At 72.6% G+C, this 14,100-nt stretch carries 12 protein-coding genes; 2 read left to right on the top strand and 10 right to left on the bottom strand.

The window, feature by feature from the left end; genetic code table 11:
* Positions 1–21 precede the first annotated feature (21 nt).
* From CP970_RS26895 to CP970_RS26865, 7 genes are all read right to left on the bottom strand, one after another.
* Complete coding sequence (locus tag CP970_RS26895) at positions 22–216, bottom strand: hypothetical protein (RefSeq protein ID WP_224058726.1); 195 nt, start codon at positions 214–216, stop codon at positions 22–24.
* Between the two features lie 11 nt (positions 217–227).
* Complete coding sequence (locus tag CP970_RS26890) at positions 228–2,537, bottom strand: xanthine dehydrogenase family protein molybdopterin-binding subunit (RefSeq protein ID WP_055550143.1); 2,310 nt, start codon at positions 2,535–2,537, stop codon at positions 228–230.
* The gene (locus CP970_RS26885) at positions 2,534–4,354 is read right to left on the bottom strand and encodes a (2Fe-2S)-binding protein (RefSeq protein ID WP_055550141.1); all 1,821 of its coding nucleotides are present in this window, start codon (positions 4,352–4,354) and stop codon (positions 2,534–2,536) included. Before CP970_RS26885 ends, CP970_RS26890 begins: the two co-directional genes overlap by 4 nt.
* Positions 4,351–5,256 carry an FAD binding domain-containing protein gene (locus CP970_RS26880; protein ID WP_055550139.1) on the bottom strand — a complete coding sequence of 302 codons (906 nt, stop codon included), beginning with the start codon at positions 5,254–5,256 and terminating at the stop codon, positions 4,351–4,353. The genes CP970_RS26885 and CP970_RS26880 overlap by 4 nt, the downstream gene beginning before the upstream one ends.
* A 340-nt stretch (positions 5,257–5,596) precedes the next feature.
* On the bottom strand, positions 5,597–7,222 hold the full coding sequence (locus CP970_RS26875; protein WP_055550137.1) for a beta-N-acetylhexosaminidase: 1,626 nt from the start codon (positions 7,220–7,222) through the stop codon (positions 5,597–5,599).
* Positions 7,223–7,320: 98 nt separating this feature from the next.
* On the bottom strand, positions 7,321–7,626 hold the full coding sequence (locus CP970_RS26870) for a DUF3039 domain-containing protein (RefSeq protein WP_055550135.1): 306 nt from the start codon (positions 7,624–7,626) through the stop codon (positions 7,321–7,323).
* 15 nt (positions 7,627–7,641) lie between these two features.
* Positions 7,642–8,823: an MFS transporter gene (locus CP970_RS26865; protein ID WP_107098989.1), complete on the bottom strand. Its 1,182-nt coding sequence runs from the start codon at positions 8,821–8,823 to the stop codon at positions 7,642–7,644.
* Positions 8,824–8,924: 101 nt separating this feature from the next.
* On the opposite strand from CP970_RS26865, the gene CP970_RS26860 reads away from it, so the two are divergent.
* The gene (locus tag CP970_RS26860) at positions 8,925–9,803 is read left to right on the top strand and encodes a LysR family transcriptional regulator (protein WP_055550133.1); all 879 of its coding nucleotides are present in this window, start codon (positions 8,925–8,927) and stop codon (positions 9,801–9,803) included.
* Here CP970_RS26860 and CP970_RS26855 read toward each other — a convergent pair.
* Positions 9,776–10,375 (bottom strand): YqgE/AlgH family protein, encoded by a 600-nt coding sequence (locus CP970_RS26855; protein WP_079043684.1) that lies wholly within the window; start codon positions 10,373–10,375, stop codon positions 9,776–9,778. The two genes, CP970_RS26860 and CP970_RS26855, sit on opposite strands and share 28 nt — an antisense overlap.
* A 253-nt stretch (positions 10,376–10,628) precedes the next feature.
* Here CP970_RS26855 and murA point away from each other — a divergent pair, with 253 nt between their 5' ends.
* Entirely contained in the window at positions 10,629–11,969 is a 1,341-nt protein-coding gene (murA, locus tag CP970_RS26850; protein WP_055550129.1) for a UDP-N-acetylglucosamine 1-carboxyvinyltransferase, read from the top strand.
* A gap of 72 nt (positions 11,970–12,041) precedes the next feature.
* Here murA and CP970_RS26845 read toward each other — a convergent pair whose 3' ends face one another.
* Together CP970_RS26845 and CP970_RS26835 are read right to left on the bottom strand one after the other, a co-directional pair.
* Positions 12,042–12,323, bottom strand: coding sequence for an HU family DNA-binding protein (locus CP970_RS26845; protein ID WP_016645140.1), 282 nt, complete (start codon positions 12,321–12,323; stop codon positions 12,042–12,044).
* A gap of 233 nt (positions 12,324–12,556) precedes the next feature.
* Positions 12,557–13,990 carry an NAD-dependent malic enzyme gene (locus CP970_RS26835; protein WP_055550128.1) on the bottom strand — a complete coding sequence of 478 codons (1,434 nt, stop codon included), beginning with the start codon at positions 13,988–13,990 and terminating at the stop codon, positions 12,557–12,559.
* Positions 13,991–14,100 lie beyond the last annotated feature (110 nt).

Raw genomic sequence — 14,100 nt, 5'->3', positions numbered from 1 at the left:
CCCGCGGTCGGCCCCTCCGTGTCACCAGGCCCAGGCCTCCAGGAGAGTCACCGCACCGGCGACCGAGAAGAGCGCCCCACCGACGCGCACGGTCGTCACGCTCTTCGGCCACATCCGCTGCTGGTAGGACATCATCTGGAACCAGTCGGCCGCACGGAACACGTTGGTGGCCAGCACCGTGCCGCCCACGAAGGTGAACAATCCCCAGCCAGTCACGATCGCCCGCGCTACGCCGAGGGTGCGGCCACCGCCGCCTGCGGGCGGATCGGGAGGCGGTTGACCGGGCGGCCCGTCGCCGCGCGGACCGCCGACGCGATGGCCGCGGGGGACGTCACCACCGGGACCGCGCTGGCCGCCTTCGCGCCGAACGGGGCGACCACGTCCCGTTCCTCGACCAGCTTCACGATGCGGATGTCGGGGGTGTCCAGGGCCGTGGGCAGCGCGTAACCGGTGAGGTCGGGGTGGCGGACGATGCCGCGCGGGGTGCGCAGGTTCTCCGTCAGCGCCGCGCCCACGCCCTGTGTGACGCCCGCCTCGATGCGGACCTTCAGCTGGGCGGGGTTGAGGATGCGGCCCACGTCCTGGGCGACGGCCAGTTCCACGACCCGGACCGAGCCGATCTCGATGTCAACGTCGACCACCGCGCGGATCGCGCAGAACGCCATGCCGACGAACGCGTCGCCCTGTCCGGCCTCGTCGAGCGGCTCGGTGGGGTGCGGGCGGCATTGGGCCGTGGCCCACAGTTCCTTGCCGTCCAGGGCTTCGGTGACGGTCGTGGAGAGGACCCCGTCGTACGAGGTGATCTTGCCGTCGGTGATCTGGAGCAGCTCGGTGGACATGCCGAACTTGTGGGCGAGCGGCTGCAGGAGCTGGGTGCGCACCATCTTCGCCGCGCGCTCCACCGCGCCGCCCGACACCCAGGTGTGGCGTCCGCGACAGCTCGGGCCCGCCGGGGGCTGGTCGGTGTCGACGGGGGCGACGCGCACGTCGTCGATGCCGAGCGTCTCCTGGACGATCTGGCGGGCCAGCGTGGTGAACCCCTGGCCGGTCTCGACGGCCGCGCAGATGACCGTGGCGGCGCCGTCGTGGACCTTCACGGTCGCCGTGGAAACCTCGTCCGTGCCCTCGGCGCCGAGCAGCTGGACCATGCCGAGGCCGTAGCCGACACCACGGCGCACGGCGGCGGGCTCGCCCGCGCCCTCGGGCCCGCCGGGCAGCAGCCACTCGTCCTCGGGGGTGTCCTTGGGCAGCTCGGGCAGCGGGAAGTCCCGCACGGCGGCGAGGAGTTCGGCCACCGGGGCGGGACAGGTCACCGTCTGCCCGGTGGGCAGGATGTCGCCGGTCGCCATGACGTTGCGCAGGCGCAGCTCCGCCGGGTCGACGCCCAGCTTCTTGGCGATCTTGTCCATCTGGGCTTCGTACGCCGCGCACACCTGCATGGCGCCCTCGCCCCGGACGTGCCCCGAGGGCGGGTTGTTCGTGCGTACGGCCCAGCCCTCGATGAAGGCGTTCGGTACGACGTAGGGGCCGCAGGCGAAGGAGACGGCGGCCGCGAGCGCTTCCGATGACGTGTCCGCGTACGCGCCCGCGTCGAGCAGGATCTGCGCCTCGACCTTGACGAGCCTGCCCTCGGCGTCCGCGTGGTGGCGGTAGCGAAGGAGCGTGGGGTGCCGGTGCGCGTGGCCGAGGAAGGACTCCTCGCGGGTCGCGGTGAGCTTGACGGGGCATCCTGTCCGCAACGCCAGGAGTCCCAGCGGGAGTTGGAAGCCCGCGTCCTCGCGGTCGGCGGTCGCGCCGGGCACCCCGGTGACGACGATCTTCACGTGGTCCGGGGTGAGGCCGAAGCAGGCGGCGGCCCTGTCCCGGTCGGCGTGCGGATCGGTGGAGGCCAGGTACAGCTCCACTCCCCCGTCCGGGCGCGGCACCGCGAGCCCGGCCTCCGCGCCGATGGGCGCGGGGTCCTGGCGGCCGATGCGGTAGAGCCCCTCGACGACGAGCTCGCCCGCCGCCTCCGGGTCGCCGTGCCGCAGCGGGATGTGCCGGATCAAGTTGCCGTCGGGGTGCAGCGGTTCGGCCTCGAAGGCCTTCTCCGGGTCGGTGACGGGGTCGAGCACCTCGTACTCGACGATGATCGCGGCGGCCGCCATCCGCGCCGTGTCCGGGTGGTCGGCGGCGACCGCGGCGATGGGCTCGCCGTGGTGGCGTACGACGTCGGAGGCGAAGACCGGACGGTCCGCGACCGCACGGCCGTGCAGCGCGTCCCCCGGCACGTCCTCGTGCGTGACGACGGCGCGGACGCCGGGCATCTCGCGCGCGTGCGTGGTGTCGATGGAGACGATGCGGGCGTGCGCGTGCGGCGAGCGGAGCACCGCCGCCCACAACAGGCCCTCCGCCCACAGGTCCGCGGCGTACGGGAAGGTGCCCTCGGTCTTGGCGCGGCACTGCGCCGACGGCAGCGAGGAGCCGATGCCGTGCGGCAGTTGCTCGGGGCTCTGTGGCGCGGCGGAGCTGGTCGCGGTGGCGGCTTCGTTGCTCACGCCTGGCCTCCGTCCCGGCCGTACGGCCCCTGGGGTCCTTCGGGTTCGTCGTAGGGCCCGTCGTGGTACGGCCCGTCGTGCGCCGCCGGGTGGACGCCGCCCGCGCCGGGGCCCGCCTGGTGCGGGATGCGGGCCGTGTCGCCCCGCTCCTCCGAAGGACCGGCGGCCGCGGCGTTCGCCTCGCGCTCGGCCACCACCTCCTGGACGGCGTCGAGCACGCCCCGGTAGCCGGAGCAGCGGCAGAGGTTGCCGCACAGCGCGCGGCGGGTCTCCAGGTCGGTGGGGGCGGGGTTGCCCTCGAGGAGGTCGTGCAGGGTCATGGCCATGCCCGGTACGCAGAAGCCGCACTGGACCGCGCCGCACGCGCCGAGCGCGCGCTGCACGTCGGAGGGCTGCCCGTCCACGGCGAGGCCCTCGACGGTGCGGACCTCGCTGCTCGCGGTGGTCGCCGCGGGCACCAGACAGGAGGCCACGAGACGGCCGTCCACCTGGACGTTGCAGGCCCCGCACTCGCCCTGCGAGCAGCCGTCCTTGGCCCCGGCGAGACCGAGCCGCTCGCGCAGCACGTAGAGCAGGGACTCGCCGATCCAGGCGTCGGTGACGGGGCGGTCGGCGCCGTTCACCCGTAGGACGTACGAGACGAGGGGGTGGTCGTCGTGGAGGGGGGCGGAGGCGGTGGCCGGTTCGTCCAGTTCCGCCTCGTTCTCGGGGTCCGCCTCGGGCTCGGGTTCGGTGGGCTCTTCGGCGGCGGGTTCCGGGGCCGGGATCGGGTCGGCCTCGGGAACAGGAGCAGGAGCGGGCGCGGGCGCCTCGGTCACGTCTTCGGCGGGCTCCGGGGCCGCGGCGGGCTCCGGCTCCACGAGCTCCACGAACTCGTCGTGCGCGTCCGGCTGTTCGATGACGGGCTCGGCGGGGGCCTCGACGGGCTCCGGGGCTTCCGGGACCTCCGGGTACTCCGGGGCCACCGGGCGCTCCGCGGCCTCGCGCTCGGCGGCGCTGGGCACGCGCACGGCCCGCAGCAGCGTCGTCTGCTCGAACCGGGTCTCCTGCTGGTTCTCCTGAGCCGGGGCAGGGCTCTCCGGGGCCCGGTACTCCGGGACGTGCCGCTCCTGGGGCGGTGCGGCCGTGACCTCCGGCTCCAGCTCCGGCTCCAGGACAGGCGCCTCCTGGGCCTGCGCGCCCCACGGCGCACCGGCCCCCGCCCCCGTCGCCCACGGCGCGGCCGCGCCACCGGGCAGGGTCGCGGGCGGCGTGCCGCCCCACGTGGCGAGCGACGACGTCGTGAACTCGCCCGATTCGTCCGGAAGATCACCGTCGGCGACCGGGATCGACCACTGGCCCGTGACGTCGGAAGCGGCCTCGTGCGGCTGCTCGTACCCGTGCGCGGGCTCGTGCGCGGGTCCGTGCCCGTGCTCGTGCCCATAGCCCTGCTCCGCGGCGTTCGCCTCGGGGAAGCTCCACTGCCCGGTCGCCCGGGGGTCGTAGCCCTGGTGCTGGCCCTGGGTCTCCTGGGGCTGCTGGGCCTGCTGACTCTGCGCCGTGCCCGCCTCGGGCCAGCTCACGGACTGGCCGCCGCCCATCGCTCCGGTGATCTCGGGCGGCATGACCCACGTGCCCGTGGCGGCCGGGTCGGTGGCGTCCGCGGTGGTCGGGGTGACCGTTATCTGCGGCGGCACATAGCCGTGCCCCGGCGCGGCCAGCGGGACGTCCAGCATGCCCTCGGGGAGCTGTACGAACGCCGTCGCGTCCGAGTCGTACTCGCCCTGCGGGTGCGGCTGCCAGCCGCCGCCGTTGTGGGTGTTCTGGTCGTCGCTCACGACAGCGCCCTCCCCAGTGCTCGTCGGGCCAGTGCGGCTACGGTGCGCCGCAGGTGCAGTACGGCGGGCGGCAGTGGCTGTTCGCCGCCGTCGGCCGCCGGGGGCTGTTCGGGGATGCACGCGGCGGCGACGTACTCACCGAAGGCGGTCACCGCTTCGGGCACCAGGCTGCCCCGCTCGCCGTCCCAGTCGATCAGCGAGGCGACCCACTGCTCGGCTTCGAGGGGGCGCAGCGGCATCGGGGCGATGGCGCCGACCGCGCACCGCACGCCCCGGCGCGCGGGGTCGAGGACCAGCGCGACGGAGGCCGTGGCCCGGCCAGGACCGGTGCGCCCGGTCGCCTTGAGGAAGACCTGGGGTGCGTGCAGCAGCGGCACGCGGACGAAGCCGATGAGCTCGCCGGGGCGGAGCATCTCCATGCCCGCGAGGAGGTGCGGAACGGGGACCTCGCGGCGGGTGCCGCCGGGTCCCGCGATGATCAGGACGGCTTCGAGCGCGGCGAGCACGGGCAAGGTGTCGCCGGTCGGCGCGGCCGAGGCGATGTTCCCGCCGAGGGTGCCCGCGTTGCGGATCTGCGGCGGTCCCGCGGCGCGCGCGGCGGCGGCGAGGGCGGGGATCAGCGCGGCGAAGTCGGGGCGGCCCATGCGGGCGTGGGTCAGTCCGGCGCCGAGCAGCGCGTGACCGTCCTGGTACTGCCAGCCGCGGATCTCGCTGATGCGGCCGAGACCCACGAGGGCGGCGGGCCGCAGCTGTCCGGAGTTGACCGAGGCCATCAGGTCCGTGCCACCGGCGACGGGCACGGCGGCGGGCATGGCGGCGAGTGCCGCCACTGCCTCGTCGAGCGTGGCGGGCAGCTTCACCGACTGCGGTGCCTGTGCCGCCTGCGGTGCGTGCGTGCTCAAAACCGGCTGCCCCTTCCCGATGCCCGGCCGCGTACTTCACGTACTCGCCGTTCGCGGTGTTCGCTACGTTTCCGACGTCACACCGTTACGCCTGTTCCGCCGTACGGTACGTGCTCACAACCCGGACGTGGCAACTCTGGCACATCTTCCCCGGGCCCCGGCGTGGGGGTCCGCTAGGAGGCATTCGTCCGGGGACCAGGGGGATGTACTGGTTTCGCATGCCCTCACCGGTCAGTACGAATTGCCCCTGTCCGGTGACTCCTGGGCGGCTCCTTCCGGCCGCCGCTCCCGAAGGACCGCGCGCGTGGCACGGGCCGCCGGGAGCGACCGACAGGGGGACTCACACGTTCGGGGGCAGCCCCTCGATCGGGCGGCCGAGGACACCGGGGCGCTGGTGTCGCGGCAACGGTCCCGTCGGCGGGCGGTAGTCGACGCCGAGGGCGTCAAGTCGCGCGTAGTGCGTGGTCATTCGGCGCTCGAAGTCGGCGAAGTCCCGCTCGGCGGCGGCCGGGAGCTCCCGCCAGGCCACCTCGGCGAAGGCGGCGAGGCGCGGGAAGACCTGGTAGTCCACGCGCTGCTGGTTCTCCGTCACCTCGGTCCAGACGTTGGCCTGGGTGCCGAGCACGTGCGCGGCCTCCTCCGCCGTCAGCTCCGCGGGAACCGGCTCGAAGCGGTAGACGTCCTCCAGGGTGCGGACGAAGGCGATGGGCATCGGCTCGTCGGGGCCGCCGTCCTCGCGGAAGTTCAAGTACACCTGCTGCTCGGGGCACATGACGACGTCGTGGCCTGATCTGGCCGCGTCGATGCCGCCCCGGTAGCCGCGCCAGGACGAGACGGTGGCGCCCTCGGCGAGGCCGCCCTCCAGGATCTCGTCCCAGCCGATGAGCCGCCGCCCGCGCTCGGTCAGCCACCGGTCGAAGTGCCGGATGAACCAGCTCTGCAGCTCGTCCTCGTCGGCGAGCCCCAGCTCCTTGATGCGGGCCTGGGCGGCGGGCGAGGCCTTCCACTGGTCCTTGGGGCACTCGTCGCCGCCGACGTGGACGAAGGTGGAGGGGAAGAGGTCGAGGATCTCCTCGAAGACCCCTTCGTAGAAACGGAGTACGTCCTCGGTGGGCGCCAGGACGTTGGGGCTGACCCCCCAGGAATCCCAGACCCGCATGGCCTCGGTGTCGACGACGTCGCTGTTGCCGAGGTACGGGTAGGCGGTGATGGCGGCCTGCGAGTGGCCCGGGATGTCGACCTCGGGGACGACGGTGATGTGCAGGGAGTCCGCGTACGCGACGATCTCGCGGATGTCGTCCTGCGTGTAGTAACCGCCGTGCGGGTGCTCCAGCCAGAGCGGCGAGGCGCGGTGCCCCCACTTGGTGCGGGCCCGCCACGCGCCGACCTCGGTGAGCCTGGGGTGGCGCTTGATCTCCACGCGCCAGCCCTGGTCGTCGGTGATGTGGAAGTGGAAGACGTTGAGCTTGTGCGCGGCCAGCAGGTCGAGGTAGCGAAGGACGCCCTCCTTCGGCATGAAGTGCCGCGAGACGTCGAGCATCATGCCGCGCCAGCCGAAGCGGGGCGCGTCCTCGACGACGCCCGCCGGGACGGACTGCTCCGCGCCGGGCCGCAGCCGAGCGCGCCGGAAGGCGTCGGGGCCGAGCAGCTGGCGCAGGGTCTGGGCGCCCCAGAAGACGCCCGCGCCCGCGCCGCCGAGGATCTCGACGCGGTCGCTCTCGATGGTGATCCGGTACGCCTCGGGCGCCAACGAGCCGTCGACGCGCAGCGAGACGGAGCCCGCCGCGCCCTCGGCGCCGGGACGCAGCGGCAGGCCGAGCGCGCCGCCGAGCGTGGCGCGCAGCCAGCGTTCGGTGGACTCGGTGCCCGGCCCCGCGACGAGGGTGGTGGAGTCGTCGATGACGAAGGGGGAGCCCTGAGTGGCCTCGGCGCGTGCGGGCGCCGGGATGAGTTGCTCAAAGGTCATGAAACCAGAGGCTGTCATGCGATTGCGCAACGCAAAAGGGGCGTTGCGGCACGCGCAACGCCCCTCGGGCGAAGGGGTCTCACCAGGGACCGGAAGGGCTACTTCTTGCCGCCCTTGCCGTCCTTGCCGCCCTTGTCCTTGTCGCCGCCGGCGCCCATGGACTCGTAGATCTCCTTGCACATGGGACAGACGGGATACTTCTTCGGGTCGCGGCCGGGGACCCACACCTTGCCGCAGAGCGCGACGACGGGCGTGCCGTCCAGCGCGCTCGCCATGATCTTGTCCTTCTGGACGTAGTGCGCGTAGCGCTCGTGGTCGCCGTCACCGTGCGACACCTGTGGCGTCGGCTCTACGAGGGTCCCCGTACCTGCCCCGCGCTCGGGCTCGGGCTCAAGAGTGCTCATAAGGGCCAAGGGTACTCACGCGCGCGGCGTCCCGGCAGCGGCTGTCTCGGGGAGCCCGCCAGGAGTACGCCGGGGGCGCACCGTCACCAGGTGGAGCACGAGGCCCGCCCCCGCGACGGCGGCCGCCGCCCACGGCAGGGCGCGCGGCGCGAGGCCCGCCGCGAGGGCGAGCCCGGCCACCCCCGAGCCGACCGCGCTGCCCAGGTAGAGCGCGGAGTTGTTCAGCGCGAGCGCCACGGTGCCGCGCTCGGCCCGCAGGGCGAGGAGGCGGTGCTGCTGCGGGACCTGGAAGGCCCAGCCCGCGGCACCCCAGACGACGAGCGCGGGGAAGGCGGCGGCGCCGAGCACCGGAAGCACGCCGATCGCGACGACCAGGGTCGAGACGATCCCCGTCACGAGGGCGACCACCCGGCCCGTGCGGTCCACCAGCGGTCCGGCGATCACACTGCCGAGCACACCGCCGATGCCCCACGCCCACAGGTACGGCGTCACCTCGCTCTCGCCCACACCACCCGAAGAGGCGAGCACCGGCGCGAGATAGGTGTAGAGGCCGAGGCTGGCCACAGCGCCCAGGAAGGAGACGCTCACGACGGGCAGCACCTGCCGGTCGGCGAGCGCCCCGAGCCGCGCCCGCACCGGCACCGCGGGCCCCGCGGGAACCTCGGGAAGCCCCACCGCGAGGCCCACGAGGGCGACCGCGCCGAGCCCCGTCACCAGCCACATCGTGGCCCGCCAGGACGTGTGGTCGGCGAGCAGCACCCCCAGCGGGACACCGAGCACCGTGCCCGAACTCATCCCGCCCATCACCAGCGCGAGCGCCCGCCCGCGCCGCTCCTCCCCCGCCAGCGACGCGGCGGCCGCCGTGGCGAGCGCCGAGTAGACCCCGGCGCCGACGCCCGCCACCGCACGCGCGACGAGCAGCACGGCGAGGCCGGGGGCGAGCGCGGTGAGCCCGTTGCCGAGTGTGAAGACGGCGAGGGCGGCGACGATCAGCACGCGCGGGCGCACACCGGAGAGCAGCCCTGCGACGAGGGGCGCGCTCACCGCGTAGGCGAGGGTGAAGACGGTGACCATCTGCCCCGCGAGCGAGACGGTCGTCCCGAGATCCTTGGCGACGACCGGCAGCAGCCCGGCCATCACATAGGCGTCGAGCCCCAGGGTGAAGGCCCCCACCATCAACAGCCACACTTTGCGCACGCGACTCAACTCCCTTGCTTCCGCCCGCTGTTTTCCCGGACCGTAGGCAGCCTCCGGTTCGTGGGAGAAATGTGCGCGAGGTGCACTTATGCTCGGGAGGCATGAATGACGTACACGCTGCGGAAGGCGTCGAGCTACGCCACCTGCGCGGCTTCCTCGCCGTCGCCGACGAGTTGAGCTTCACGCACGCCGCCGACCGGCTCCGCGTCGGACAGCCCGCGCTGACCCGCACCGTGCGCGCCCTGGAGGAGAGCATCGGGACCCGGCTCCTCGACCGGACCACGCGCCAGGTCGAACTCACCGAAGCGGGGCGCCGCCTGCGCGACGACCTCGCCCCGCTCCTGACCCGCATCGACACCACCCTGCGCACCGCGGCGGGCGCCGAACCGCCGCTGCTCAGGCTCGGCTTCACCTCGGTCCTGCCCGAGCTGTGCGTCCCGCTGACCGCCGCCTTCAAGGCGGCGACCGGCGCGGGCGTGCGCCTGGTCCGGCGCGACGCCCCGCTCGCGGGACTGGCGTCGGGCGCCTGCGACGTGGCGGTCGTACGCGGCGAGATCCCGCAGGACAGCCCGGTGCGCTCGCGCGTCCTGCTGCGCGAACCCCGCACCGCGGTCGTCGCCCGCGGCGCCGCCGAGCTGGCGGGCCGCCGCGTGGTCGACTGGTCGGAGCTCGCCGGACTGCCGCTGGTCGTGAACACGGTGACCGGCACGACCCGCCCGGAGCTGTGGCCCGAGGGCCACCGCCCCCGCATCGCCTGCACGGCCGACAACTTCGACGAATGGCTGGAGGCGGTCGCGGCGGGCCACGGCGTGGGCGTGGCCACCGAGCCGGTCGCCCGCAGGCACTCCCACCCGTCACTGCGCTACGTACGCCTGAAGAACGCCCCGCCGGTCAGCGTGCACCTCGCGGTGCCCGCGCGGGACGCCCACCCCTTGGCCGAGCGCTACCTGGCTCAGTTCAGCGACGGGTCGTCCGGATAGGTCGCCACCATCGCGAGCTCGCTGCGCTGGCGCCGAAGGACCGCGCGCCACAGCTGCTCCGGATCGGGCGACGAGACGTCGCCGGGCTCCGACTCGACCACGTACCAGGCGCCGTCCCCGAGCTCGTCCTCCAGCTGGCCGGGGCCCCAGCCCGAGTAGCCCGCGAAGATGCGGAGCGAACCGAGGGCGGCGGCCAGCAGCTCGGGCGGGGTCTCCAGGTCCACCAGGCCGATCGCGCCGTGCACCCGGCGGAAGCCGATGGGCTCCCCCTTGGCCGCACGCCGCCGCGACGCCGGGGGCAGACCCTCCTCACCGGGGATCACCGCGACGCCGAGCGCCGAGTCGAGCGATACGGGTCCGCCCTGGAAGACGACGCCGGGCGCCCCGGCGAGATCGCCCCAGCCCTCCAGGATGTCGGCGACGCCCACCGGCGTGGGCCGGTTCAGGACCACGCCGAGCGAGCCCTCCTCGTCGTGGTCGAGGAGCAGCACCACCGCGCGGTCGAAGTTCGGGTCCGCCAGGGCAGGCGTGGCCACGAGCAGCCGCCCTGTGAGCGAGGACACCTCCGTCATGAACGACATGATCCCGCATCTTCGCCCTGTGCGGGGAGGCAATGGCCTTACGTGAGCCAACGCAGTTCAGGGCGCATGAGCGCATCCGGAGCGCACATTTACGGCAGTGACCCGGAGTGTCCGGTTCCGCACGGTTCGTGTTGTGGCGAACTCATGACGTGTTCTGCGCCCCCTTGGCCTTACAGAAGGGGGGTACGCGGCCATTACGCTTGCCCTTTGGTCCCCCCGTCCATCCAATCGGAACGCGAGATTCATGACCGTCACCGACGATGTCCTGCTTGTCCACGGCGGAACCCCGCTTGAGGGCGAGATCCGTGTCCGCGGCGCGAAGAACCTCGTGCCCAAGGCCATGGTCGCCGCGCTGCTCGGCAGCGCCCCGAGCCGGCTGCGCAATGTCCCCGACATCCGGGACGTCCGTGTCGTACGCGGCCTGCTGCAGCTGCACGGCGTGACGGTCCGCCCCGGTGAGGAGCCGGGCGAGCTGATCATGGACCCGTCGCACGTCGAGAGCGCGAACGTCGCCGACATCGACGCCCACGCCGGTTCCTCGCGCATCCCGATCCTCTTCTGCGGCCCGCTCCTGCACCGCCTCGGGCACGCCTTCATCCCCGGCCTCGGCGGCTGCGACATCGGCGGCCGGCCGATCGACTTCCACTTCGAGGTGCTCCGCCAGTTCGGCGCGACCATCGAGAAGCGCGAGGGCGGCCAGTACCTGGAGGCCCCGCAGCGACTGCGCGGCACGAAGATCAAGCTGCCGTACCCCTCCGTGGGCGCCACCGAGCAGGTCCTGCTCACCGCCGTGCTCGCCGAGGGTGTGACCGAGCTCTCGAACGCCGCGGTGGAGCCGGAGATCGAGGACCTGATCTGCGTCCTGCAGAAAATGGGCGCGATCATCGCCATGGACACCGACAGGACCATAAGGGTCACCGGTGTCGACAGCCTCGGCGGCTACAACCACCACGCCCTCTCGGACCGCCTGGAGGCCGCCTCCTGGGCTTCCGCGGCCCTGGCGACCGAAGGCAACATCTACGTCCGCGGCGCCCAGCAGCGCTCGATGATGACGTTCCTGAACACCTACCGGAAGGTGGGCGGTGCCTTCGAGATCGACGACGAGGGCATCCGCTTCTGGCACCCGGGCGGCTCGCTCAACGCGATCGCCCTGGAGACGGACGTGCACCCCGGCTTCCAGACCGACTGGCAGCAGCCGCTCGTGGTCGCCCTGACGCAGGCCGCGGGCCTCTCCATCGTCCACGAGACGGTCTACGAGTCCCGGCTCGGCTTCACCTCCGCGCTCAACCAGATGGGCGCGCACATCCAGCTCTACCGCGAGTGCCTGGGCGGCTCCGACTGCCGCTTCGGCCAGCGCAACTTCCTGCACTCGGCGGTCGTCAGCGGCCCCACCAAGCTGCAGGGCGCCGATCTGGTCATCCCCGACCTGCGCGGCGGCTTCTCGTACCTGATCGCGGCCCTCGCGGCGCAGGGCACGTCCCGCGTCCACGGCATCGACCTGATCAACCGCGGCTACGAGAACTTCATGGACAAGCTCCAGGAACTGGGCGCGAAGGTCGAGCTGCCGGGCAGGGCGGCGCTGTAGCGGCCTTCTTTTCAGCGGCACACGAAAGGGGCCCCACCCGAACCGGGTGGGGCCCCTTTCAGCTGCTCAGGGTTACTTGCCCTTCGCCGCTTCCTTCAGCTTGGAACCAGCCGAAACCTTGACGCTGTAGCCGGCCGGGATGTTGATCGGCTCGCCGGTCTGCGGGTTGCGGGCGGTGCGAGCGGCACGGTGGGTGCGCTCGAAGGTCAGGAAGCCGGGGATGGTGACCTTCTCGTCGCCCTTGGCAACGATCTCGCCGACGGTCTCGGCGAACGCGGCCAGCACGGCGTCGGCGTCCTTGCGGGTCACCTCGGCGCGGTCGGCCAGCGCGGCCACCAGCTCACTGCGGTTCATGTTTGTACTCCCGTGTTCTTTTGCCGTTTAGGCGTGAGATCGAAGCCGATGCTGCCAGAGTCCTTGGACAGTCCCCGGACCCGGGTCTTATGTCAGACCCTCGCGCCCGATTACGCATCCTGCCCCCACCTGCGGCGGGAAAGCCAATCCAGCACCCTCCGAAGGGCCGCAGGGCTCATGGTCCGCCACCCTAAAGGGGCGTTTACGGCCCTGCGGCACGCGACGCGCCGGGGTCAGGCGGACGTGGGACCCGTCACAGCGGCGCCCGCGGCCTTCGCCGCGGTGCGCACGGCACCGGCCACCGCGCCCGCGACCTTGTCGTTGAAGACGCTGGGGATGATGTAGTTCCGGTTCAGTTCGTCCTCGGCGACGACGTCCGCGAGGGCGCCCGCGGCGGCCAGCATCATCTCCGTGTTGACCGTGCGCGACTGGGCGTCGAGCAGGCCGCGGAAGACGCCGGGGAAGACCAGGACGTTGTTGATCTGGTTCGGGAAGTCCGAGCGCCCGGTGGCCACGACCGCCGCCGTCTGGCGGGCGATCGCGGGCTCGACCTCGGGGTCCGGGTTCGCGAGCGCGAACACGATGGCGCCCTCGGCCATGGCCGCCACGTCGTCGCCGTTCAGCACGTTCGGGGCGGATACGCCGATGAACACGTCGGCGCCGACGACAGCCTCCTTGAGGGTGCCTGTGAGGCCCTCGGGGTTGGTGTTGTCGGCGATCCAGCGCAGCGGCGAGTCCGCGTCGGCGCTGACCAGGTCCTCGCGGTCGGCGTGCACGACGCCGTGGATGTCGGCCACGACGGCGTTCTTGACGCCCGCGGCGAGCAGCAGCTTGAGGATGGCCGTACCGGCCGCTCCGGCGCCCGACATGACCACGCGGACGTCCCCGATGCCCTTGCCCACCACGCGCAGGGCGTTGGTGAGCGCGGCCAGGACGACGATCGCGGTGCCGTGCTGGTCGTCGTGGAAGACGGGGATGTCGAGGGCCTCGCGCAGGCGCGCCTCGATCTCGAAGCAGCGCGGCGCGGAGATGTCCTCGAGGTTGATGCCCGCGAAGCCGGGGGCGATGGCCTTGACGATCTCGACGATGGCGTCGGTGTCCTGGGTGTCCAGGCAGAGCGGCCAGGCGTCGATGTCGGCGAAGCGCTTGAAGAGGGCCGCCTTGCCCTCCATGACCGGCATGGCGGCCATCGGGCCGATGTTGCCGAGACCGAGAACAGCCGATCCGTCCGTTACGACCGCAACGGTGTTGCGCTTGATCGTGAGGCGCCGGGCGTCCTCGGGGTTCTCGGCGATCGCCATGCAGACGCGGGCCACGCCCGGCGTGTAGACCATGGAGAGGTCGTCACGGTTCCTGATGGGGTGCTTGGACGCCATCTCGATCTTGCCGCCGAGGTGCATCAGGAACGTACGGTCGGAGACCTTGCCGAGGGTGACGCCCTCGATGGTGCGCAGCTGCTCGACGATCTCGTCCGCGTGCGTCGTGGAGGTCGCCGCGATCGTGACGTCGATCCGGAGCGCCTCGTGGCCGGAGGCCGTGACGTCGAGGCCGGTCACCGAGCCTCCGCGGGACTCGACGGCCGTGGTGATCTGGGAGACCGCCGTGCCGCTCGCGGGCACCTCCAACCGGACCGTGTTCGAGTAGGAGACGCTGGGCGCCGTTGCCATGGCCGACTTCCTCTGCTTTCACCTTGTAGCTCTTGCCGTCCGATGGTCGCACCTACCGCCGGGTACGTGGTAGCCGCCCCGGATTGAGAACGTTTTGTTCATCGGCCAGT

This window comes from Streptomyces kanamyceticus, assembly GCF_008704495.1.
GTDB classification, from domain to species: Bacteria; Actinomycetota; Actinomycetes; order Streptomycetales; family Streptomycetaceae; genus Streptomyces; species Streptomyces kanamyceticus.
This window is presented reverse-complemented; position numbering and strand designations above follow the sequence as displayed.